The organism is Streptomyces sp. NPDC057137, from assembly GCF_042670825.1.
Taxonomy (GTDB): Bacteria; Actinomycetota; Actinomycetes; order Streptomycetales; family Streptomycetaceae; genus Streptomyces.
The window spans coordinates 1-22,915 of the sequence record NZ_JBHUUW010000026.1 but is presented as its reverse complement, the minus strand read 5'-3'; the positions used below and the strand labels follow the sequence as shown (position 1 = coordinate 22,915).

Genomic DNA, 22,915 nt, shown 5'->3' with positions numbered 1-22,915 from the left:
GCGCCTCATTTGGCGTCGGGCCTGGCCATGGCGGCGACGAAGGCCCGTTCGACGTCGGCGGTGGACAGGACTCCGTAGATCTCGCCGGTCTCCTCGACCACCAGGTACTCGGTGGCGGGGTTGGCCCTGAGGCGGTCGAGGAGGGCTTCTCCGGCGAGTTCGGCGGGGACCTTCATGCCGTCGGTGAGGTCGTGGGCGAGGCCGCTCACGGCGACCCAGGGGCGGCGGTGGGTGGGGACGCCGACGATGGCGGCCTCGCGGACGAGCGCGGTCGGTTCGCCCTGTCCGTCGACGACGACGAGTGCGCGGGCTCCGGCCTCGTTGGCGCGGCGCAGTGCCTCGGAGAGGGGGGTGGCCGATTCGACGGGGACGGCTCGCCGGGTGAGGGCGCGGGCGCGCAGATCGGGCAGGTGTTCGCGCAGCCGGGCCATCCGCAGGCTGTTGCCGGCGCCGGTCCAGATGATCGCGGCGAGGATGGCGGCGAGGAGCGCGTCGGTGACGGTCTCCACGCCGCCGATGTCCTGGGTGGAGTTGCCGAGGGCGCCGGTGTGGGTGAGGAGCGGCAGGCCGATGAGGACGGCGACGGCGAGGGCCCGGCCGACCCAGGCGGCGGCGACCGTGCCGGCCATGGGCTTGCCGGTGATCTTCCAGACGACGGCGCGGAGCATCCGGCCGCCGTCCAGCGGCAGGCCGGGCAGGAAGTTGAAGGCGGCGACGATGAGGTTGGAGATCATCAGCCCGGCGAGCAGGACGCCGGGGACGGTGCCGGGCTCGACGGCCGCCATCGTGAGGTAGAAGAAGCCCGCGAGGACGAGGGAGAGCAGGGGGCCGACGAAGGCGAGCATGAACTCGCGGCCCGGGGTCTCGGACTCCTTCTCGATCTCGGAGACGCCGCCGAAGAACTGGAGCTGGATACGGCGCACCGGCAGTTTGTAGTGCAGCGCGACGACCGTGTGGGCCAGTTCGTGGACGAGTACGGAGGCGTAGAAGGCGACGGCGAAGAAGAGCGCGACGAGGTAGCGGAATCCACCGAGCTCGGGCAGCACGCGGTCGAGCTGGCCGCCGAAGACCCAGGTGATGAGCGCGGCCACCAGGAACCAGCTGGGGGCGACGTACACGGGCACGCCGAAGGGACGGCCCATCAGAATCCCGCCGCCGGGGTCTTCGGGCCGCTTCCGCTTGCCGCCGGGGGGCGCGTCCTCAGGACCGGACCGCGGCCTCCTGCTCTCGCCGCTCTCGTCGTCCTTTTTCACGTCTTCCCTTCGTTGCGGCGCCGTGGCTCGCTCGATGATGCTGTGTGCGAGGGTCTTGCGTCGATGGTATTCCGCTCGCTGTCAGTGGCGGGCCGTAGGGTCTGCGTCATGAGTACGAGTCAGCAGCCCACTTCGCTGTCACCGTCGCGTGCGAGCGACTTCATGCAGTGCCCTCTGCTGTACCGGTTCCGGGTGATCGACAAGCTGCCGGAGAAGCCGAGCGAGGCGGCGACGCGCGGGACGCTGGTGCACGCGGTGCTGGAGAGGCTGTTCGACGACCCCGCTGTCGAGCGTACGGCGCCGCGGGCGAGGTCGATGGTTCCCGGGCAGTGGGACCGGCTGTTGGAGTCGAGGCCGGAGCTGGGGGAGCTGTTCGCGGGGGACGAGGGCGGTGAGCGGCTGACGCGCTGGCTGTCGGAGGCGGAGGGGCTGGTCGAGCGGTGGTTCTCGCTGGAGGATCCGACGCGTCTCGAGCCGGCCGAGCGTGAGCTGTTCGTGGAGACGGAGCTGGAGTCGGGGCTGCGGCTGCGCGGGGTGATCGACCGGGTGGATGTGGCGCCGTCGGGCGAGGTGCGGATCGTCGACTACAAGACGGGCAAGGCGCCGCGGCCGGAGTACGCGGAGGGGGCGCTGTTCCAGATGAAGTTCTACGCCCTGGTGATCTGGCGGCTGAAGCGGGTGGTGCCGCGGCGGCTCCAGCTGGTCTATCTGGGCAGTGGCGACGTCATGACGTACGACCCGGTGGAGGCCGACCTGGAGCGGATCGAGCGCAAGCTGCTGGCGCTGTGGGACGCGATCAGGCAGGCGACGGAGACGGGCGACTGGCGGCCCCGGCCGACGAAGCTGTGCGGCTGGTGCGACCACCAGGCGGTGTGTCCGGAGTTCGGCGGGACGCCGCCGGTGTATCCGCTGACGGTGCCGCCGGCGCAGGGCGCGGAGCCGGTTCCCGTCGCGGAGGCGGTCGTGTCCGTGGAGCCCGCTCAGGGGGTTTAGCGAGGGCGGCGCGTGCCCGCCGCCGTCGTGGCCGGACACTCAAGGCAGAATGGACCGGGATCAGTCCCATCGAAGGAGTTCCCGTGGCGATCCGCGTCCTACTGGTCGATGACCAGCCACTGTTGCGCACCGGCTTCCGGATGATCCTGGAGGCCGAGCAGGACATCGCGGTCGTCGGCGAGGCCGGGGACGGCCTCCAGGCCATCGACCAGGTCCGGGCGCTCCAGCCCGACGTCGTGCTGATGGACATCCGTATGCCGCGCATGGACGGGGTCGAGGCGACCCGCCAGATCACCGGTCCCGGCAAGGACGGCCCGGCGAAGGTGCTGGTGCTGACCACCTTCGACCTGGACGAGTACGTGGTGGAGGCGCTGCGTGCCGGGGCCAGCGGCTTTCTGCTCAAGGACGCGCCCGCGAACGAGTTGGTGCAGGCGATCCGGGTGGTGGCCGCCGGTGAGGCGATGCTGGCGCCGAGCATCACCCGCAGGCTTCTCGACAAGTACGCGGACCATCTGCCGTCGGGTGACGAGCAGGTGCCGGACACCCTGCACACACTGACGGAGCGCGAGGTCGAGGTGCTCAAGCTGGTGGCGCGCGGACTGTCCAACGCGGAGATCGCGGCGGACCTCTTCGTCAGCGAGACCACGGTCAAGACGCATGTGGGTCATGTGCTCACGAAGCTGAGCCTGCGCGACCGCGTGCAGGCGGCCGTGTACGCGTACGAGAGTGGTCTGGTGCGCCCCGGCGCCCAGTGAGGCCGACACGGCCCGACAGTGTGTACGAGAGAGGTCCCCGGCATCGATGTGATGCCGGGGACCTCTCTCGTACAGGTTGTGTGTGCGGCTGGTCAGACGGCGCTGCCGGTGCCCAGCTCCCAGAGCAGCAGTTCGCCCGAGGGGTTGAGGGCCCACTCGACGCCGGAGATGTCGTCGGCGGCTGCGACGTACTGCTTGCCCTGCCAGAGGGGCAGCACCGGCACGTCCTCGGCGACGATGTCCTGCATCTGCGCGAAGGCCTTGGCTGCGGCGCTGCGCTCGGCCTCGCTGCGCGACTCGGGGATCAGGCTCCCGATGATCTCCTTGTTGGCGTACGGCGCGTTGAGGAAGTTGTCCTTGTCGAGGAACGGCGCGATGTAGTTGTCCGGGTCGGGGAAGTCGGGGAACCAGCCCATGCCGTAGACGGCGTAGTCACCGCGCGTCTGGGCGGGCCGGAACTTCGACCACTCGGTGCCCTTTGTGTCGACCTGGAAGAGGCCGCTGGAGTTGAGCTGCTTCTGGAGCGTCTCGAACTCCTTGGCCGTGGCCTCGCCGTAGTGGTCGGTGGTGTAGTTCAGGGTGAACTTCACCGGCGTCTCGACACCGGCGTCGTCGAGGAGCTTTTCGGCCTCGGCCCGGTTGGGCTCGCCGTACTTGTTGAAGAACGAGTTGGTGTGCGCCGTGACGGTCGCCGGGATGAGCGAGTAGAGCGGCTCGGCGGTGGAGCCGTACACCTCGGAGGCGATCTGGCCGCGGTCCACGAGGGAGGCGACGGCCTGGCGTACGGCCTTCTCCTTCACCGCGGGCTCGTCGGTGTCGAAGCCGAGATAGCGGATCTCCAGTCCTGGCATCTCGGTGAGTTCGACGCTGTCCTTGGGCTTCGCGGACATCTCCTCGATCTGACCGGGCGACATGGTGCGGGCCATGACGTCGATCTCGCCGGAGTCGAGCGCCTTGCCCATGGCGGCGGCGTCGGGGTACGAGCGCAGCTCGACCTTGGTGTTGCGGAGCTTGAGGTCGCCCTTGTACGAGTCGTTCTTGGTGAAGACGGCCTTGACGATCCGGTCGTCCTTCACCTCGGCCTTGAAGTTGTACGGCCCCGTGCCGTTCACGTCGAAGCCGTCGCGGAGCTTCTTGCCGTCGTACGACTCGGGGTCGACGATGCCGGCGATGGGCGTCGAGAGCTTGTACGGGAACGTGGCGTCGGGGGTCTTGAGGTGGAAGATGATCTCGGAGTCGCTGGGCGTCTCGATCGTGTCGATGTTCGTGAGCAGGCCCACCGCGCCGGCCTCGGAGTTGATGTCGAGCACGCGCTCGATGGAGAACTTCACGTCCTCCGAGGTGACGTCGGCGCCGCCGGAGAACTTCAGCCCGTCGCGCAGCCCGCAGCGGTAGCTCTCGTTCTGGTTGTCGGAGAACCGGCAGTTGGACGCGGCCTCGGGGACCGGGGCGCCGCCGCCGCGCGGGATGTGCATCAGTGTCTGCAGGGACTGGCGCAGGATGTTCCAGGAGCCGGTGTCGTACGCGAACGCCGGGTCGAAGGGCGCCGGCGACTCCTTGGTGGCGGTGAACTGGTCAGTCGTGCCCACGACGATGGCGTCACCACTGCCGGACGAGCCGTCCGAGCCGCCGCAGGCGGCGAGCACCGGGGCGAGCAGACCGGCCACCACGGGCAGCACGAGACTCTTGCGCTTCATCCTGGACGTACTCCCTCATCCGAACACCCTGCGATACAACGGTGGTTGAGAATTTCGCGACGTGATTGACCGTCGGAACACACCGTTGAGGCGGCGAACGTGTGGCGAAGTTCTCGCGATGAGGTTAGTCGGCAGGTGCGGATCTTATGAACCGGGCCTACTTCGGGCGTAATCGCAAAGTGATCAGCAATTCCCGTGAAGCGGTATCGGCCCGCCAGAATGATTCGCACATCAGGCCATAAATATGGACACATGGGCGCCCGATTCGGCGCGGCGAACGGGCGGGCCTTGAGTGCGGAACGGGCTCGGTCACCCTCGGCGACTGCGCGGAGAGTGACAAAGGTCACGCGCATTTACCGCCGACCGTCACGATCACGGCCTAAATGATCAACGAACGGCCCCAGTAAGCGCTTACCGCATATGCCTGCCGACTTTCGATAATTTCAGGGGCCACGCTCTGTATAGCAATCAGTGCTTGTGCGTCATCAGACCACGCAGGAATACCAGGTCGACCTCTTCGAGAGAGTTCACGATCACCCGTCCCGCGGCGGCGGCGATGGGCGCGACGGACGGTACGGCCACCACCCGGCACCCCGCGGCCTCGGCGGACGCGACGCCGGTCGCCGTGTCCTCGATGACGGCGCATCTGGACGGGGCGGCGCTCAGCCCGCTCGCGGCCAGCAGATAGGGGTCGGGGTGCGGCTTGGTGTTCAGCACCTCGTCCCCGGCCACGGTGAGGCCGAAGTGGTGGTGTCCGACGGACTCCAGCACGCGGTCGATGATGCGCCGGTGGGACGCGGAGACCAGGGCCGTGGGAACGCCGTGGTGGGCCAGCTCGGCGAGGAGCCTGGCGGCTCCCGGCATCAGCGGCACGTCGGACCCGATGCGCTCCTCGAAACGGTCGTTGAGCAGCACGGTCAGCTCGGCGAGGGTGATGTCGGCGCCGGTGGCCTCGATGAGATAGCCGGCGCTCCTGGTCATCGGCCCGCCGACGACCACGTCGCGCCAGGCGTCGTCCAGGGCGTGGCCGAGGTCCTTGAAGACCGCGACCTCCGTGTCCCACCAGAAGCCCTCGGTGTCGACCAGGGTGCCGTCCATGTCGAGCAGAACGGCCTGAAGGGCTGATCCTTCGGCCGTACGGGTCATGGACGCGGGAACCGTACTGGTCATCCGGCACACCTCCGAGAGGGACGAGAAGGCCGGTCGCCTTGTCCGACGGGAAAACCCGTCGGGTCCGGAAACCGGCCTGCACTGGACCGACCAGTGTACGACTCGTCCACGCAAAGCGCGCGGTCAGCGCCTTATCGGGCGTTGAAGTACTTCGCCTCCGGGTGGTGGATGACGATGGCGTCGGTGGACTGCTCGGGGTGGAGCTGGAACTCCTCGGAGAGTTCGACACCGATCCGGCCGGGCTCCAGGAGGTCGGCGATCTTCGCGCGGTCCTCCAGGTTGGGGCAGGCGCCGTAACCGAGCGAGAAACGCGCGCCCCGGTACTTCAGGGCGAACATGTCCTCGACCTCGGACGGGTCCTCGCCCGCGAAGCCGAGTTCGGAGCGGACGCGGGCGTGCCAGTACTCGGCGAGGGCTTCGGCGAGCTGGACGGAGAGGCCGTGGAGTTCGAGGTAGTCGCGGTAGGCGTTCTTCTCGAAGAGTTCGGCGGTCGCGCCGCCGATCTTCGATCCGACCGTGACGACCTGCAGACCGACGACGTCGGTCTCGCCGGACTCCTCGGGGCGGAAGAAGTCCGCCAGGCAGAGCCGCCGGCCCCGGCGCTGGCGGGGGAAGGTGAAGCGGGTCCGCTCCGAGCCGTCCTCACCGAGCAGGATCAGGTCGTCGCCCTTGGAGACACAGGGGAAGTAGCCGTAGACCACGGCGGCCTCCAGGAGGTTCTGGGTCTGGAGCTTCTCCAGCCAGCCCCGCAGATGCGGCCGGCCCTCCGACTCCACCAGCTCCTCGTACGTCGGCCCGCCCTTGCGGGCCTCCTTCAGCCCCCACTGCCCCTTGAACAACGCACCCTCGTCCAGCCACGACGCGTACTCCTTGAGCTGGATGCCCTTGATCACGCGGGTGCCCCAGAACGGCGGCTCCGGAACGGGGTTGGTGACCGACACGTCGGAGCGGGCCGCGCCCTCCTCGGGGCGCTCCTCGATGACGGCCGTGGCGGCGGGCTTGACGCGGCGCTGCTTCAGCTCCGGCAGTACGGCTCCGGGGACGCCGCGCTTGATACCGATCAGCGCGTCCATCAGCCGCAGCCCCTCGAAGGCGTCGCGCGCGTAGCGGACCTCGCCCTCGTAGATCTCGTGCAGGTCCTGCTCCACATAGGCGCGGGTGAGGGCCGCGCCGCCGAGGATGACCGGGAAGTCGGCGGCCATCTTGCGCTGGTTCAGCTCCTGAAGGTTCTCCTTCATGATCACCGTCGACTTCACCAGCAGCCCCGACATCCCGATCACATCCGCCCGGTGCTCCTCGGCGGCTTCGAGGATCGCGGAGACGGGCTGCTTGATACCGAGGTTGACCACGGTGTAGCCGTTGTTGGAGAGGATGATGTCGACGAGGTTCTTGCCGATGTCGTGGACATCGCCCCGCACGGTGGCCAGGACGATGGTGCCCTTGCCGTCGTCGTCGGTCTTCTCCATGTGCGGCTCCAGGAACGCCACCGCCGTCTTCATGACCTCCGCGGACTGGAGCACGAACGGCAGCTGCATCTGACCGGAGCCGAACAGCTCACCGACGACCTTCATGCCGTTCAGCAGGGTGTCGTTGACGATCGCCAGCGCGGGGCGGGTCTCCAGGGCCGCGGTGAGGTCGTCCTCCAGGCCCTTCTTCTCACCGTCGATGATGCGCCGCTCAAGACGCTCGTCCAGCGGCAGCGCCAGCAGCTCCTCGGCGCGGCCGTCCTTCATCGACTTGGTGTTGACGCCCTCGAACAGCTCCATCAGCTTCTGGAGGGGGTCGTAGCCTTCTTCGCGCCGGTCGTAGATCAGGTCGAGTGCCGTCTTGACCTGCTCCTCGTCCAGCCGGGCGATCGGCAGGATCTTCGACGCGTGCACGATCGCGGAGTCGAGTCCGGCCTTCACACACTCGTCCAGGAACACCGAGTTGAGGACGATGCGCGCGGCGGGGTTGAGGCCGAAGGAGATGTTCGACAGGCCGAGCGTGGTCTGTACGTCGGGGTGGCGCTGCTTCAGCTGCCGGATCGCCTCGATCGTCGCGATCCCGTCCTTCCGCGACTCCTCCTGGCCCGTGCAGATGGTGAAGGTCAGGGTGTCGATGAGGATGTCCGACTCGTGAACCCCCCAGTTGCCCGTCAGGTCCGCGATCAGCCGCTCGGCGATGGCGACCTTGTGCTCGGGAGTACGGGCCTGACCCTCCTCGTCGATGGTGAGAGCGATCAGCGCCGCACCGTGCTCCACGGCCAGCTCGGTCACCTTCGTGAACCGTGACTCCGGGCCGTCGCCGTCCTCGTAGTTGACGGAGTTGATGACCGCACGCCCGCCCAGCTTCTCCAACCCGGCCCGCAGGACGGGGAGTTCGGTGGAGTCCAGCACGATGGGGAGGGTGGAGGCGGTGGCGAAGCGGCCGGCCAGCTCCGCCATGTCGGCGACGCCGTCACGGCCGACGTAGTCGACACAGAGGTCCAGCAGATGCGCGCCCTCGCGGATCTGGCCCCGCGCCATCTCGACGCAGTCGTCCCAGCGGCCTTCCAGCATCGCCTCGCGGAACTTCTTCGACCCGTTGGCGTTGGTCCGCTCCCCGATCGCCAGATACGACGTGTCCTGGCGGAACGGCACGCTCTGGTACAACGACGCGGCCCCCGGCTCGGGCTGCGGCACCCGCTCCGTCACGGCCGCACCCCGCACCCGCTCCACCACCTGGCGCAGATGTTCCGGAGTCGTACCGCAGCAGCCGCCGACCAACGACAACCCGTAGTCGCGTACGAAACTCTCCTGCGCGTCGGCGAGTTCACCCGCGGACAGCGGATAGTGCGCCCCGTCCTTGCCGAGGACGGGCAGCCCGGCGTTCGGCATGCAGGAGATGGGGATACGGGAGTGGCGGGCCAGATAGCGCAGGTGCTCGCTCATCTCCGCCGGGCCCGTGGCGCAGTTCAGACCGATCATGTCGATCCCCAACGGCTCCAGCGCCGTCAGCGCCGCACCGATCTCCGACCCCAGCAACATCGTCCCCGTCGTCTCGACGGTCACCGAGCAGATGATCGGCAGCTTCGTGCCCGTGGCGTCGAGAGCCCGGCGGGCGCCGAGGATCGCGGCCTTCGTCTGGAGGAGGTCCTGTGTCGTCTCCACCAGCAGCGCGTCCGCGCCGCCGGCGATCATGCCCTCGGCGTTGCGCTGATAGGCGTCGCGCAGCGTCACATAGTCCACGTGCCCGAGCGTCGGCAGCTTCGTGCCCGGCCCCATCGAGCCGAGCACCCACCGCTGCTGCCCCGTCGACGCCGTGAACTCGTCCGCGACCTCGCGGGCGATACGGGCTCCCGCCTCCGACAGCTCGAAGACGCGCTCGGGAATGTCGTACTCGGCCAGCGCCGCGAAGTTCGTACCGAAGGTGTTCGTCTCCACGCAGTCGACACCGACGGCGAAGTACTCCTCATGGACCGAGCGCACGATGTCCGGGCGGGTCACATTGAGGATCTCGTTGCAGCCTTCCAGGTCCTGGAAGTCCTCCATGGTCGGGTCCTGCGCCTGGAGCATGGTGCCCATCGCCCCGTCGGCCACCACCACACGGGTGGCGAGCGCCTCGCGCAGCGCTTCGATTCGGGTCCGGCTGTCGGCGGAAATGCTGGAGGACGGGGCCATGAAAATACTCCCGGGGATGCGACGGCTGTCGGCTTTGCGCCTTCCGGTGGAAGGGGCACCCGGCCAGGGTAGCGGTGCCCGGCTCCGCACGGCGTTGTGTTTCACGGGGCGGACTTCTCCGCCCTCTGCGGCCGGGAGGAATTGGTCGTCCGTAACGGCGAGTCGGCATGGACCGATAATGTTCAGCATTGTCGAACGACTGCGTAACGGAGGTCCGGCCGATGGCGAAGAGTATCCAGTCTCTCCAGCGCGCGGCGGCGGTACTGCGGCTCCTCGCGGGCGGCGAGCGCAGGCTCGGCCTGTCCGACATCTCCTCCTCGCTCGGTCTGGCCAAGGGCACGGCCCACGGCATTCTGCGCACCCTCCAGGAGGAGGGCTTCGTGGAGCAGGACGCCGCCTCCGGCCGCTATCAGCTGGGGGCCGAGCTGCTGCGGCTCGGCAACAGCTATCTGGACGTCCACGAACTGCGGTCCCGCGCCCTGGTGTGGACGGACGATCTGGCGCGGTCCAGCGGCGAGAGTGTCCATCTGGGGGTGCTGCACCTGGAGGGCGTCCTGATCGTGCACCACGTCTTCCGGCCGGACGACAGCCGGCAGGTCCTCGAAGTGGGCGCGATGCAGCCGCTGCACTCCACGGCCCTGGGGAAGGTGCTCGCGGCGTACGACCCGGTGGCCCGTGGTGAGGCCGTCAGAGGCACCCGCGAGCGGCTCACTTCGCGCACCGTCACCGATCTGGAGCAATTCGAGGCGATTCTTGAACTGACCAGGGCTCGGGGGTGGGCGACGGACGTCGAGGAGACCTGGGACGGGGTGGCCGCGGTGGCCGCGCCGATCCACGACAGGCGCCGAATGCCGGTGGGAGCCATCGCTCTCACCGGCGCGGTGGAACGGCTGTGCGAGGACGGCGAGGTCCGTCCGGAGCTGATCACGGCGGTGCGCGAATGTGCCCGTTCGGTGTCCAGGGATGTCGGCGCCGGGCGGTTCTGAGCCGCATGGCCGATGATCTGAGGAGAACAAGGTTCCGGCTACGGAGCCCTTGACGACGCCTCTCGCACGGGATGACACTGCCGTTCAACGGTCGGCATTGTCGAACACTGATCGACGGGTCATCCTGTGTGCACGACAACGCCAAGGGCCGGCAATGCCCTCATCTGAGGGCGCGGACCGTCGGTGCGAGCCGCCGGTCCGCCTTCCCCTGGACGAAGGAGTCTTCGGGTGTCTCACTTCGACATCTTCATCGGCGAGACCGTGGGTACCGCGCTTCTGCTGCTGCTCGGTGGCGGCGTGGTCGCGGGCGTCGTCCTCAAGCGCTCGAAATCGCACGCCGCGGGCTGGGTCGCCATCAGCTTCGGGTGGGGCTTCGCCGTGCTCACCGGCGCCTATCTCGCCGCGGGCGTCTCCGGCGCGCACCTGAACCCCGCGGTCACCCTCGGTCTGGCGATCTCGGGCACGACCAAGTGGGGCGACCTCCCCCTCTACTGGGCCAGCCAGATGCTCGGCGCCATCATCGGCGCCTTCCTCGTCTGGGTGTCGTACATGGGGCAGTTCAAGGCCCATCTGACCGACCCGGAGATCCTTGCGCAGCAGCCGTCGATCGAAGGTCTGGTCGACCAGAAGACGGCGCCGAAGGCGGGCCCGGTCCTCGGTATCTTCTCGACGGGCCCGGAGATCCGGCACTACGTGCAGAACGTGCTCACCGAGATCATCGCCACCTTCGTCCTGGTGATCGCGATCCTCACCCAGGGACTGAACGACGCGGGCAACGGCCTGGGCATCCTCGGCGTGCTGATCACCGCACTGGTCGTCGCCGGCATCGGTTTCTCGCTCGGTGGCCCCACCGGTTACGCCATCAACCCGGCGCGTGACCTCGGCCCCCGTATCGTCCACCAGCTGCTGCCGCTGCCCAACAAGGGCGGCTCCGACTGGACGTACGCCTGGGTCCCCGTCGTCGCCCCGCTGATCGGCGGCGCGGCCGCGGCCGGTCTCTACAACTGGGCCTTCAAGTAAGCCTCCGGCCCCCGCCTTCCTCCGCCCTCCGCACCGAGCAGGAGCAGACACCGTGAGTGACGCACAGAGCACCGGGACTTCCTCCCACGGAACGGGACCGTTCATCGCGGCCATCGACCAGGGCACGACGTCCAGCCGTTGCATCGTCTTCGACGTCGACGGGCGCATCGTCGCCGTCGACCAGAAGGAACACCAGCAGATCTTCCCCAAGCCGGGCTGGGTCGAACACGACGCCAAGGAGATCTGGACCAACGTCCAGGAAGTCGTGGCGAACGCCATCGAGAAGGCCGGCATCACCAAGGCCGACGTGCTGGCGATCGGGATCACCAACCAGCGCGAGACCACCATGCTCTGGGACAAGAAGACGGGTGAGCCCGTCCACAACGCCATCGTCTGGCAGGACACCCGCACCAGCGGGCTCGTGAGGGAACTGGGCCGCAACGTCGGCCAGGACCGGTTCCGCCGGGACACCGGACTGCCGCTGGCGACCTACTTCGCCGGACCGAAGGCCCGCTGGCTGCTGGACAACGTCGACGGCCTGCGCGAGCGCGCCGAGAGCGGCGACATCCTCTTCGGCACCATGGATTCCTGGGTGATCTGGAATCTGACCGGCGGCGTCGACGGCGGCGTGCACGTCACCGACGTCACCAACGCCTCCCGCACGATGCTGATGCGCCTCGACACGCTCCAGTGGGACCCGAAGATCTGCAACTCGATCGGCGTCCCGATGGCCATGCTGCCGGAGATCCGCTCCTCGTCCGAGGTGTACGGGGCGGCCAAGGGCGGACCGCTGGACGGGATCCCGGTCGCCTCGGCGCTCGGTGACCAGCAGGCGGCCCTGTTCGGCCAGTGCTGTTTCGCCGAGGGTGAGGCCAAGTCGACGTACGGCACCGGCACGTTCATGCTGATGAACACCGCCCACAAGCCCATCAACTCCTACAACGGGCTGCTGACCACGGTCGGTTACCGCATCGGGGACCAGCCCGCGGTGTACGCGCTGGAGGGCTCCATCGCCGTCACCGGCGCCCTCGTGCAGTGGATGCGCGACCAGATGGGGCTGATCAAGACCGCGCCCGAGATCGAGACGCTGGCCTCCTCGGTGGAGGACAACGGCGGCGCGTACTTCGTGCCGGCCTTCTCCGGGCTGTTCGCTCCCCACTGGGACTCGGCCGCCCGCGGCGTGATCGCCGGTCTCACCGGCTACGTCACCAAGGCGCACATCGCCCGCGCGGTGCTGGAGGCCACGGCCTGGCAGACCCGTGAGATCAGCGACGCGATGACCAAGGACTCCAAGGTGGAGCTGACGTCCCTCAAGGTCGACGGCGGCATGACCGCCAACAACCTGCTGATGCAGACGCTCTCCAACGTCCTGGACGCCCCCGTCGTACGGCCGATGGTCGCCGAGACCACCTGTCTGGGCGCCGCCTACGCCGCCGGGCTCGCGGTCGGCTTCTGGCCGGACACCGACGCCCTGCGGGCCAACTGGCGCCGCGCCGCCGAGTGGACGCCGGACATGGACGCCGCGAAGCGCGACCGCGAGTACAAGAACTGGCTCAAGGCCGTGGACCGCACCAAGGCCTGGGTGGACGACGACGACGAGAGCTGACCCGAGCGTTTCGTCCGAGCAAGGAGACACCATGACCACCCTTCACAGCGGTCCCGCCCTGGGCACGCATCCGGCCGGCGGCTCCCTCCCGAGCCGTGCCGAGACCCGGGAGCAGCTGTCCCGCGCCACCTACGACCTGCTGGTCATCGGTGGCGGCATCCTGGGCATCTCCACCGCCTGGCACGCCTCCCAGTCGGGACTGCGGGTGGCCCTGGTGGACGGTGGCGACTTCGCGGGCGCCACCTCCTCCGCCTCCTCCAAGCTGCTCCACGGCGGTCTGCGCTATCTGCAGACCGGTGAGGTGAAGCTGGTCGCCGAGAACCACTTCGAGCGCCGCGCGGTCTCCCGCCGCGTGGCGCCGCATCTGGCGAACCCGCTCACCTTCTATCTGCCCGTCTACAAGAACGGGCCGCACAGCGCGGCCAAGCTGGGCGCCGGTGTCTTCGCGTACTCGGCGCTGTCCGCCTTCGGCGACGGCGTCGGTCATCTGCTGAGCCCGGCCAAGGCGCGGCGCGCGGTGCCGGAGCTGCGGACGGACAATCTGCGGGCCGTGGCCGTGTACGGCGACGACCAGATGAACGACGCGCGGATGGCCGTCATGACGGTCCGCGCGGCCGTCGAGTCGGGCGCCGCCGTCCTCAACCACGCCGAGGTGACCGGACTGCGGTTCACCGGCGGGCGGGTGACGGGCGCCGACCTCAAGGACGGTATGGACGGTACGGAGTTCGGGGTCGACGCCCGGCTCGTACTGAACGCCACCGGTCCCTGGGTCGACCATCTGCGCAAGCTGGAGGACCCGAGGTCCGAGCCGTCCATCCGGCTCTCCAAGGGCGCGCACCTCGTACTGAAGCGCACCGCCCCGTGGAACGCGGCGCTCGCGACGCCGATCGACAAGTACCGCATCACCTTCGCCCTCCCCTGGGAGGACATGCTGCTGCTCGGCACGACGGACGAGGTGTACGAGGGCGACCCGGCGGATGTGGCGGTCAACGACGCGGACATCCACCAGATCCTGGACGAGGCGTCGCTGTCCGTGCGGGACCAGCAGCTCTCACGTGACCTGATCACCTACTCGTTCGCCGGTCTGCGGGTACTGCCCGGCGGTCCCGGTGACACGTCAACCGCCAAGCGGGAGACGGTCGTCACCGAGGGCAGCGGCGGCATGCTGTCGGTGGCGGGCGGCAAGTGGACGACGTTCCGCCACATCGGCCGCACCGTGCTGGACAAGCTGGAGACCCTGCCGGGCCGGCCGCTCGGCTCCGACATCGAGCCCACGTCGCGGCTGCCGAAGATGCTGCCGCTGCCCGGTATCGCCAATCCGCACGCGGTGGAGCACCGGCTGCTGATCGACGGCGGCGCGCACGGCGACGGCATGGCCCGCGACACCGCCCACCATCTGGCCCGGCACTACGGGTCGTTGGCGTTCGACATCGCGCGCCTGGCGTACGAGCGGCCCGAGCTGGGCGAGCGGATCCACCCGGACGCCCCGGAGATCTGGGCGCAGGTCGTGTACGCGCGCGACCACGAGTGGGCGGAGACCGCGGACGACGTGCTGCGGCGCCGTACGACGCTGACGATCCGGGGGCTCGCCACGGACGCGGTCCGGGCCCGGGTCGAGGAACTGCTGGCCAAGCGGCACGACTGACGCCACGGACAACTGGCCGTGTTCACGCCTCGAATCAAGTTCCGAAACGGCGCCGGGGTCGGACGCACCGCCCCCGGCGCCGCCGATCTTGGAGAACTCCGGTGGAACGGGGCGCCGGGCGCGCGCGGAGACGCATAATGGAGGCCGATACATCGGATGTATGGAGGTCGCCCATGGCTGTCACCGACGAGGCCATCGAGAAGATCAAGGGAATGATCGTCTCGGGCGCGCTGCGCCCGGGGGACCGCCTTCCCAAGGAGAGCGAGCTCGCCGCCGAACTGGGCCTGTCGCGCAACTCGCTGCGCGAGGCGGTACGCGCCCTGTCGCTGATCCGCATTCTGGACGTACGGCAGGGTGACGGCACGTACGTCACCAGCCTCGATCCGCAACTGCTCCTCGAAGCGCTGAGTTTCGTCGTCGACTTCCACCGGGACGACACGGTGCTGGAGTTCCTGGCGGTACGGCGGATCCTGGAACCGGCCGCGACGGCGATGGCCGCCTCCCGGATCAAGGACTCCGAACTGGACGTGCTGGGCGAGCAGTTGGACGCGCTCGGGGCGGATCCCTCGGTGGAGGAGCTGGTGGCCTCGGACCTGGAGTTCCACCGGGGCATCGTGCAGGCGTCGGGCAACTCGGTGCTCTGCTCGCTGCTCGACGGGCTGTCGGGGCCGACCACCCGGGCCCGGGTCTGGCGTGGGCTGACCCAGGAGGACGCGGTCAGCCGCACCCTGCACGAGCACCGGGCGATCCTGGCCGCGCTGCGCGACCGGGACGCGGAGGCGGCCAGGTCGTGGGCGACGGTGCATGTCGCGAGTGTGGAGCAGTGGCTGCGTTCGACCCTCTGACGGGGCACGGACACGAAAAGCGGGCCTCCCGGGAGCTGAATCCGTCCCGGGAGGCCCGTGTCCGTGGTGGTGCGCGCGGTCGTCAGTCCTGCTTCTCACCGCTGGCGAACCGCGAGATGACCAGGGCGACGATGATGATCGCGCCGTTCAGGAACTGGTTCCAGAGCGCGGGCACCCCGCCCAGCGTCATCACGTTCACCACCAGCTGGAGCGTCAGCACACCGGTCAGCGCGCCGAAGAGCGTGCCGCGCCCGCCCTTGAGGCTGATGCCGCCGATCACGGCGGCGGCGAAGACCTGGAAGATCCAGCCGTTGCCCTGGGTGGCGGCGACGGAGCCGTAGTGGCCGGTGTAGAGGACGCCGGCGAAGGCGGCGAGGACGCCGCCGATGGCCAGCACGATCCAGGTGATCCGGTCGACCCGGATACCGGCGGCGCGTGCCGCCTCCGGATTGCCGCCGATGGCGTACAGCGAGCGCCCGTGCCGCAGCCAGGCGAGCGACGCGCCGCCGACGGCGAACAGCGCCAGACAGATCCAGACGGCGGCGGGCGCGCCCAGCCAGTCGGTCTTGCCGAGGTACCGGAAGGACTCCGGGACATCGGTGATCGACTTGCCCTCGGTGATGCCGATCTGGAGACCGCGCAGCATGGTGAGCATGCCGAGCGTCGCGATGAACCCGTTGACGCGCAGCTTCAGGATCAGGAAGCCGTTGATCACCCCGACGATCAGTCCGACCAGCAGACACACCGGGATGGCCGACCACTCGGGCAGCACCCCGAGACCGGCGAACCGGCCGCCCTCCTCCGGCAGCACCATCCACATGGCGATCACCGGCGCGATGCCGATGGTCGACTCCAGCGACAGGTCCATCCGGCCGCAGATGAGGATCAGCGCCTGGCCGAGGACCAGCAGGCTCAGTTCGGACGACTGCTGGACGACGCTGATGAGGTTGTTGGAGGTGAGGAAGACCGGCGAGACGATGAAGCCGATCACCATCAGTACGAGGATCACCGGCACGAGCGAGAAGTCGCTCCACCTGATGAGCTTCAGCCGGCTCAGCGGATGGTCGTCGGCGCGCTCCTTGTCGAGCACCGGAGGTCGTATCGTCTCGGTCATCAGCTCTCCCCCACACCTTCCATGGCGGCGACCAGTTCCCGGTCGGTCCACCCGCTCCCGAACGTTGCCACCACTCGCCCGTGGAACAGGGCCAGTACGCGGTCACAGACCCGCAGATCATCCAGCTCGTCCGAGATGATCACGGCGGCGTTTCCTTCGTCGGCCACCCGGCGCACGACGCCGAGCAGCGAGTCCTTCGACTTGACGTCGACGCCCGCCGTGGGGCGCAGGGCCACCAGCACACTGGGCGCGCGGGCCAGTGCCCTGGCGACGACCACCTTCTGCTGGTTGCCGCCGGACAGGCCCGAGACCGGCTGCTCGGGACCCGTCGTCTTGATGTCCAGCGAGGCGATCATGGACCGGGCGAACTCCCTGGTACGGGAGGGCAGTACGGTCCCCCACGGGCCGAGCTGGTCGGCGACCGTGAGCGTGGCGTTCTCGGCGACGCTGCGGTTCAGTACGAGTCCCTGGAGGTGCCGGTCCTCGGGGATGTAGCCGATCCCGGCGTCCAGCGAGTGCGGGACACTGCCCGGTCGCACCGTCCGGTCGCGTACCGCGATCCGGCCCGCCGTCGCCTTCCGCATGCCGGCCAGGGTCTCGCCCAGCGCGGTGTTGCCGCTGGCCGCGGCCCCGGCGATGCCGAGGACCTCACCGGGGCGCACTTCGAGGTCGAGCGGTTCGAACTCGCCCTCCAGGGTGAGCCCCTCGGTGGTCAGTACGGGCTCCACCGTCCGGTCCGGCTCCACCGCGTTCGCGGCGTGCCAGGCCGCGGCCGAGCCGGCCGCGTCACCCGTCATGGCCGTCACGAGGTCCGCCTTGGCCAGTTCGGCGACCGGCGCGGTCAGCACATGGCGGGCGTCGCGGTAGACGGTGACGGTGCTGCACAGCTCGTACACCTCCTGGAGGTGGTGCGAGATGAAGAGGAACGCCACCCCCTGGCTCTGGAGGTCACGGAGCTTCTCGAAGAGGCTGTCGATGCCGCGGGCGTCGAGCTGGGCCGTGGGCTCGTCGAGGATGATCAGCCGGGCGCCGAACGACAGGGCGCGCGCGATCTCCACGAACTGCCGCTGCTCGACGGCGAGATCCTTGGCCCTGGCGTTCGGGTCGACGCTGACGCCGTACTCGGCGAGCAGTTCCTCGGCCCGGGTCCGGAGCCGGCGCCAGCTGATGAGGCGGCCGCCGGCCCCGGAACGGCCCTTGTCCAGGCCGTAGTTGTTGAGGAACAGATTCTCGGCGACGGTCAGGTCGGGCACGACCATCGACTTCTGGTAGACGCAGGCGACCTTGGACTGCCAGGCCGAGATGTCGCCGAAGGCGGGCGCCGGCTCGCCGCCGAAGCTCACCTTGCCCGCGTCGGCCTCGTGCAGTCCGGTGAGGACGCTGACGAGGGTGGACTTGCCGGCGCCGTTGCGCCCGACGAGTGCGTGGGACTCGCCGGGCGCGACGGTCAGCCGGACACCGTCGAGCGCCACGGTGGGACCGAAGCGCTTGACGATGCCCTCCGCGTGGACGGCGGGGACCGCCGCTGCCGGCGCTCCGGCCGCAGGTGCCTGGTGGTCCATGACTAGCTCTTCTTCTCCAGCTGGTTGGCCCACAGCGCCTTGTCGTCCACGTTCTCCTTGGTCACCAGGGGCGCGGGCAGCTGGTCCTCGTAGCCGTTGGGGATCTTGATGATGTTGGAGTCGTGGTCGGTCGGACCCTCCTTCGGGGTCTTCCCGGCCAGCGCCTCCTTCGCGTAGTACAGGGCGTACTTGGCGTACAGGTCGGCCGGCTGCGAGATCGTGGCGTCGATCTTGCCCTCGCGGATCGCGTCCAGCTCCTCCGGGATGCCGTCGTTGGAGATGATCGTGATGTGGCCCTTCTCCCCCGGCGCCTTGAGGAGCTTCTTCTGCTCCAGGAGGGCGAGCGTCGGCTGCAGGAAGACGCCGCCGGCCTGCATGTAGATGCCGTTGAGGTCCGGGTGTGCGGCGAGGGTGGACTGGAGCTTGGCGGACGCCACCTCGCCCTTCCACTCGGTGGCCAGCTCGAACACCTGGATGTCCGGGAACTTCTCGTCCATGCAGCTCTTGAACGCCTCCGAACGGTCACGGCCGTTGATGGAGGCGAGGTCGCCCTGGAACTCGGCGACCTTGCCCTTGCCGCCCAGCTGCTTGCCGAGGTAGTCGCAGGCCTTCTCGCCGTACGCGCGGTTGTCGGCCCGCACGACCATGTAGATGTCGCCCTTGTCGGGGCGGGTGTCCACGCTGACGACGGGGATCTTCTTCTCGTTCAGGTCGGCCAGCGTCTCGGCTATCGCGCCGGTGTCCTGCGGGGCCATGACCACGGCCTTGGCGCCCTGGTCGGTGAACGCCTGGACGTTGGAGACGACCTTGCCGATGTCGTTCTGCGAGTTGGTCAGCGGCAGCGCGTCGACCCCCTCGTCCTTGATGCCGGACTCGATGTACTGCTGGTAGGAGTTCCAGAAGTCGCTGTCACTGCGCGGCAGGTCGATGCCGACCTTGCCGCCGCCTTCGGCGTCCCCGCTGTCCGAGTCACGGTTGCAGCCCGCGAGGGCCGTGACCGCGAGCAGCGCGGCGCAGGCCGCGGCGCTCGTACGCAGTGCGGTGCGTGGGGATCGCCCCACAGGGTGTCGCAGCATGGATTGTCCGTCCTTGGGTGAGTGTCGGCTCAGGCTCACAGGCTCAGGGGGTGGCGGGACGCAGGCGAAGGCCCTGCATTCCTCCGTCTACCGCGAGTGCCGTGCCCGTGACGGCGGCTGCGGAGGGGCTGGCGAGATAGGCGACCGCCGCGGCGACCTCGTCCGCGCCGACCAGCCGTCCCGTGGGCTGGCGCGCTTCGAGGGCGGCGCGTTCGGCCGCCGGGTCGGGTGCCTGGTCGAGCAGGCGGCCGACCCAGGGGGTGTCCGCGGTGCCGGGGTTGACGCAGTTGACGCGGATGCCTTCGCGTACGTGGTCGGCGGCCATCGCGAGGGTCAGCGACTGCACCGCGCCCTTGCTGGCGCTGTACAGGGCGCGTTGCGGCAGCCCCGCCGTTGCGGCGATGGAGCAGGTGTGGGTGATCGAGACGTGGCCGGGCCGGTCGGCGGCGGCGCGTCGCAGATGGGGCAGGGCGTGGCGCGCGGTGCGGACCATGCCGAGGACGTTGATGTCGAGGACCCGCAGCCATTCGGCGTCGTCGTTGTCGGCGACCGTGCCGACGGCGCCGATCCCGGCGTTGGAGACGACGGTGTGCAGGGCGCCGAACTCGGCCGCCGCCGCGTCGACCGCCGCGCGGACGGCGGCGTCGTCGGTGACGTCGGCCTTGAGCGCCAGGGTGCCCTCGGGGGCCGAGGCGATCTCGCGGTCGAGTACGGCGACGCGCGCGCCGCGCGCGAGCAGCAGGGTCGCGACGGCCGCGCCGATGCCGGAGGCGCCGCCGGTGACGAGGGCGTTCAGGCCCGCGAAGTCTCCTGTGTCCTGTGCCGCTGTCATGAGCTGATCTCCTCGGTGGTGCGGCGGGCCTGCCAGACGGGCCCTTCGGGGTAGCGGTGCGCGGCGATCGACTCCGGGCGCATCCGCGCGGAGAAGCCCGGGGCGCCCGGCGCGACGTACCGGCCCGAGTCGATCACCGCGGGGTCGGTGAAGTGCTCGTGGAGGTGGTCGACGTACTCGATCACGCGGTCCTCCAGGGTGCCCGAGACGGCAACGTAGTCGAACATCGCCAGATGTTGGACCAGTTCGCACAGGCCGACTCCGCCGGCGTGCGGGCAGACCGGTTTGCCGTACTTGGCGGCGAGGAGCAGGATCGCCAGGTTCTCGTTGACGCCGGCGACGCGTGCCGCGTCGATCTGGACGAAGTCGACGGCCTCGGCCTGAAGCAGCTGCTTGAACACGACACGGTTGGCGACGTGTTCGCCGGTGGCGACCTTCACCGGCTGGCCGGCCCGGACGGCGGCGTGGCCGAGGATGTCGTCGGGGCTGGTGGGCTCCTCGATCCAGTGCGGCTCGTGCGGGGCCAGCGCGGTCATCCAGCGGATCGCCTCGGACACGTCCCAGCGCTGGTTGGCGTCGACGGCGATCCGGATGTCGGGTCCGACCGCCGCGCGGGCCAGCTTCATCCGCCGTACGTCGTCCTCCAGGTCGCCGCCCACCTTGAGCTTGATCTGCTCGAAGCCGTCGGCGACGGCCTGTTCGGCGAGGGTGACCAGCTTGGTGTCGGAGTAGCCGAGCCAGCCGGGCGAGGTGGTGTACGCGGGGTAGCCCTCGGCGCGCAGCCGGGCGGCGCGCTCGGCGCGGCCGGGCTCGGCGGCGCGCAGGATGTCCAGCGCCTCGGCCGGGGTGAGGGCGTCGGTGAGATAGCGGAAGTCGACGAGGGAGACCAGCTCCTCGGGCGTCATTCCGGCCAGGAACTCCCAGACGGGCAGGCCCGCGGTCTTGGCCGCGAGGTCCCAGGCCGCGTTGATGACCGCGCCCGCGGCCATGTGCATGACGCCCTTCTCCGGGCCGAGCCAGCGCAGTTGCGAGTCATGGGTCAACTCGATGTGGAGCGCGGCGAGATCAGCCGCGGTACGTGGTGCCGGGCGGCCGACCACGTACGGGCGCAGGGCCTCGATGGCGGCGGCGAGTACGTCGTTGCCCCGGCCTATGGTGAAGCAGAAACCGTGGCCCTCGGCGCCGTCGTCGGTGCGCAGGACCACGTAAGCCGCGGAGTAGTCGGGGTCCGGGTTCATGGCGTCCGAGCCGTCGAGCTGTTCCGAGGTGGGGAAGCGGATGTCGGATACCCCGAACTCTGTGACGGTCTGGCTCACTGCACGCCCCCTGAGAAGAACATCGGACCTCTTCGGTCATCCGATGTATAGCGTCGTTGACGGGTAAACGTCCAGTGGCGGAACGAAATTTACGGTCACAGCTCGGATGAATTCTCCGATTCCCGGATCGGCACCCCCCACCATGCCCAGCGACGTGGAAGTTCACCCGCGCATGCACGGGGGCTGCGGGCGGGTAGCTGAGAAGCCGTAAGGTTGGTCCGTACGTTCAGAGAACACTTCGGAAGGAGGCCTGGGTGATCGAGCTCGAGGGGGTACCCGAGCTGATCGACCCGGTCATGGTGGCCGCGTTCGAGGGCTGGAACGACGCAGGCGACGCCGCTTCCACGGCGGTCGGGCATCTGGACCGGGAGTGGAAGGGCGAGGTGTTCGCGGCGCTGGACGCCGAGGACTACTACGACTTCCAGGTCAACCGGCCCACGGTCTGGCTGGACGGCGGAGCACGGAAGATCGTCTGGCCCACGACCCGGCTCTCGGTGGTCCGGGTCGGCGGGGAGAAACCTCGTGACCTGGTGCTGGTCCGCGGCATCGAACCGTCCATGCGCTGGCGCTCCTTCTGCAACGAGATCCTGGGCTTCGCCCATGAGCTGGGCGTGGAGATGGTGGTGATCCTGGGCGCGCTGCTCGGCGACACCCCGCACACGCGCCCGGTGCCGGTGAGCGGCGTGACCTCGGACGCGGACCTGGCCAGGACGATGGACCTGGAGGAGACGCGGTACGAGGGCCCGACCGGCATCGTCGGCATCCTTCAGGAGGCGTGCACGCACGCGGGGGTGCCCGCGGTGAGCCTGTGGGCCGCCGTACCGCACTACGTCTCGCAGCCGCCCAACCCGAAGGCGACGCTGGCCCTGCTGAACCGGCTGGAGGATCTGATCGGGCTGCGGATCCCGCTGGGCGAACTGGCGGAGGACGCGCGGGCGTGGCAGCTCGGGGTGGACCAACTGGCCGCCGAGGACAGCGAGGTGGCGGAGTACGTCCAGTCGCTGGAGGAGGCGCGGGACACGGCGGAGCTGCCCGAGGCGTCGGGCGAGGCCATCGCGCGGGAGTTCGAGCGGTATCTGCGCCGGCGTGACGGCGGTCCCGGTCAGGCGCCCGGCGGGCACGCGACGGAGAGCGGCGAGGGCTCGGGAACGTATCTGCGCGACACGTCGGGTCCGGGTTCGGGTCCGGGGCGCGGCAGACCGCCGCGGGCGCCGCGACCGGGGCCTGATCCGAGCGTGGAGCCCGAGTCCGGGTCGGGGCCGAGCGCGGGACCGGACCGGGAGCCGGGGGCGGGCAGCGGGGACGACGAGGATTCCTCGGACGACTGAGCCCGACCGCGTACGACCGCCTACGACTCAGCAGTTGCTACGGAAACGACGGACGGGCCGCACTGTGCGGCCCCTG

The 22,915-nt window shown here is 69.3% G+C and carries 17 protein-coding genes; 8 read left to right on the top strand and 9 right to left on the bottom strand.

What is annotated here, in order from left to right:
- Window positions 1-5 precede the first annotated feature (5 nt).
- Complete coding sequence (locus ACFT9I_RS21205) at window positions 6-1,253, bottom strand: site-2 protease family protein (RefSeq protein ID WP_382566347.1); 1,248 nt, start codon at window positions 1,251-1,253, stop codon at window positions 6-8.
- A 108-nt stretch (window positions 1,254-1,361) separates the two neighbouring features.
- Here ACFT9I_RS21205 and ACFT9I_RS21200 point away from each other — a divergent pair, with 108 nt between their 5' ends.
- Both ACFT9I_RS21200 and ACFT9I_RS21195 read left to right on the top strand, forming a co-directional pair.
- Window positions 1,362-2,246, top strand: coding sequence for a RecB family exonuclease (locus tag ACFT9I_RS21200; protein ID WP_382566345.1), 885 nt, complete (start codon window positions 1,362-1,364; stop codon window positions 2,244-2,246).
- An 83-nt stretch (window positions 2,247-2,329) separates the two neighbouring features.
- Window positions 2,330-3,001 carry a response regulator transcription factor gene (locus tag ACFT9I_RS21195; RefSeq protein ID WP_023542799.1) on the top strand — a complete coding sequence of 224 codons (672 nt, stop codon included), beginning with the start codon at window positions 2,330-2,332 and terminating at the stop codon, window positions 2,999-3,001.
- A 92-nt stretch (window positions 3,002-3,093) separates the two neighbouring features.
- Here ACFT9I_RS21195 and ACFT9I_RS21190 read toward each other — a convergent pair whose 3' ends face one another.
- From ACFT9I_RS21190 to metH, 3 genes are all read right to left on the bottom strand, one after another.
- Complete coding sequence (locus ACFT9I_RS21190) at window positions 3,094-4,698, bottom strand: ABC transporter substrate-binding protein (protein WP_382566344.1); 1,605 nt, start codon at window positions 4,696-4,698, stop codon at window positions 3,094-3,096.
- Window positions 4,699-5,166: 468 nt separating this feature from the next.
- On the bottom strand, window positions 5,167-5,868 hold the full coding sequence (locus ACFT9I_RS21185; RefSeq protein WP_382566342.1) for an HAD family hydrolase: 702 nt from the start codon (window positions 5,866-5,868) through the stop codon (window positions 5,167-5,169).
- A 131-nt stretch (window positions 5,869-5,999) separates the two neighbouring features.
- A complete protein-coding gene (gene metH / locus ACFT9I_RS21180) occupies window positions 6,000-9,509 on the bottom strand; it encodes a methionine synthase (protein ID WP_382566340.1) in 3,510 nt (1,169 codons plus the stop codon).
- A 221-nt stretch (window positions 9,510-9,730) separates the two neighbouring features.
- Here metH and ACFT9I_RS21175 point away from each other — a divergent pair, with 221 nt between their 5' ends.
- From ACFT9I_RS21175 to ACFT9I_RS21155, 5 genes are all read left to right on the top strand, one after another.
- On the top strand, window positions 9,731-10,495 hold the full coding sequence (locus ACFT9I_RS21175; protein ID WP_382566338.1) for an IclR family transcriptional regulator: 765 nt from the start codon (window positions 9,731-9,733) through the stop codon (window positions 10,493-10,495).
- A 228-nt stretch (window positions 10,496-10,723) separates the two neighbouring features.
- The gene (locus tag ACFT9I_RS21170) at window positions 10,724-11,515 is read left to right on the top strand and encodes an MIP/aquaporin family protein (RefSeq protein WP_382566336.1); all 792 of its coding nucleotides are present in this window, start codon (window positions 10,724-10,726) and stop codon (window positions 11,513-11,515) included.
- Window positions 11,516-11,567: 52 nt separating this feature from the next.
- Complete coding sequence (glpK, locus tag ACFT9I_RS21165) at window positions 11,568-13,121, top strand: glycerol kinase GlpK (protein ID WP_382566335.1); 1,554 nt, start codon at window positions 11,568-11,570, stop codon at window positions 13,119-13,121.
- Window positions 13,122-13,152: 31 nt separating this feature from the next.
- Entirely contained in the window at window positions 13,153-14,766 is a 1,614-nt protein-coding gene (locus ACFT9I_RS21160) for an FAD-dependent oxidoreductase (protein ID WP_382566333.1), read from the top strand.
- 173 nt (window positions 14,767-14,939) lie between these two features.
- Window positions 14,940-15,611 carry a FadR/GntR family transcriptional regulator gene (locus ACFT9I_RS21155; RefSeq protein WP_382566331.1) on the top strand — a complete coding sequence of 224 codons (672 nt, stop codon included), beginning with the start codon at window positions 14,940-14,942 and terminating at the stop codon, window positions 15,609-15,611.
- Window positions 15,612-15,693: 82 nt separating this feature from the next.
- Here ACFT9I_RS21155 and ACFT9I_RS21150 read toward each other — a convergent pair whose 3' ends face one another.
- The 5 genes from ACFT9I_RS21150 to ACFT9I_RS21130 are packed head-to-tail and all read right to left on the bottom strand — an operon-like array spanning window position 15,694 to window position 21,511.
- Window positions 15,694-16,725 carry an ABC transporter permease gene (locus tag ACFT9I_RS21150; RefSeq protein ID WP_382566329.1) on the bottom strand — a complete coding sequence of 344 codons (1,032 nt, stop codon included), beginning with the start codon at window positions 16,723-16,725 and terminating at the stop codon, window positions 15,694-15,696.
- A complete protein-coding gene (locus ACFT9I_RS21145) occupies window positions 16,725-18,287 on the bottom strand; it encodes a sugar ABC transporter ATP-binding protein (RefSeq protein WP_382566327.1) in 1,563 nt (520 codons plus the stop codon). The genes ACFT9I_RS21150 and ACFT9I_RS21145 overlap by 1 nt, the downstream gene beginning before the upstream one ends.
- A gap of 2 nt (window positions 18,288-18,289) precedes the next feature.
- Window positions 18,290-19,363 (bottom strand): sugar ABC transporter substrate-binding protein, encoded by a 1,074-nt coding sequence (locus ACFT9I_RS21140; protein WP_382566326.1) that lies wholly within the window; start codon window positions 19,361-19,363, stop codon window positions 18,290-18,292.
- A gap of 43 nt (window positions 19,364-19,406) precedes the next feature.
- On the bottom strand, window positions 19,407-20,195 hold the full coding sequence (locus ACFT9I_RS21135) for an SDR family NAD(P)-dependent oxidoreductase (protein ID WP_382566324.1): 789 nt from the start codon (window positions 20,193-20,195) through the stop codon (window positions 19,407-19,409).
- A complete protein-coding gene (locus ACFT9I_RS21130) occupies window positions 20,192-21,511 on the bottom strand; it encodes an enolase C-terminal domain-like protein (protein ID WP_382566323.1) in 1,320 nt (439 codons plus the stop codon). Before ACFT9I_RS21130 ends, ACFT9I_RS21135 begins: the two co-directional genes overlap by 4 nt.
- A 254-nt stretch (window positions 21,512-21,765) precedes the next feature.
- Here ACFT9I_RS21130 and ACFT9I_RS21125 point away from each other — a divergent pair, with 254 nt between their 5' ends.
- Window positions 21,766-22,839, top strand: coding sequence for a PAC2 family protein (locus tag ACFT9I_RS21125; protein WP_382566321.1), 1,074 nt, complete (start codon window positions 21,766-21,768; stop codon window positions 22,837-22,839).
- Window positions 22,840-22,915 lie beyond the last annotated feature (76 nt).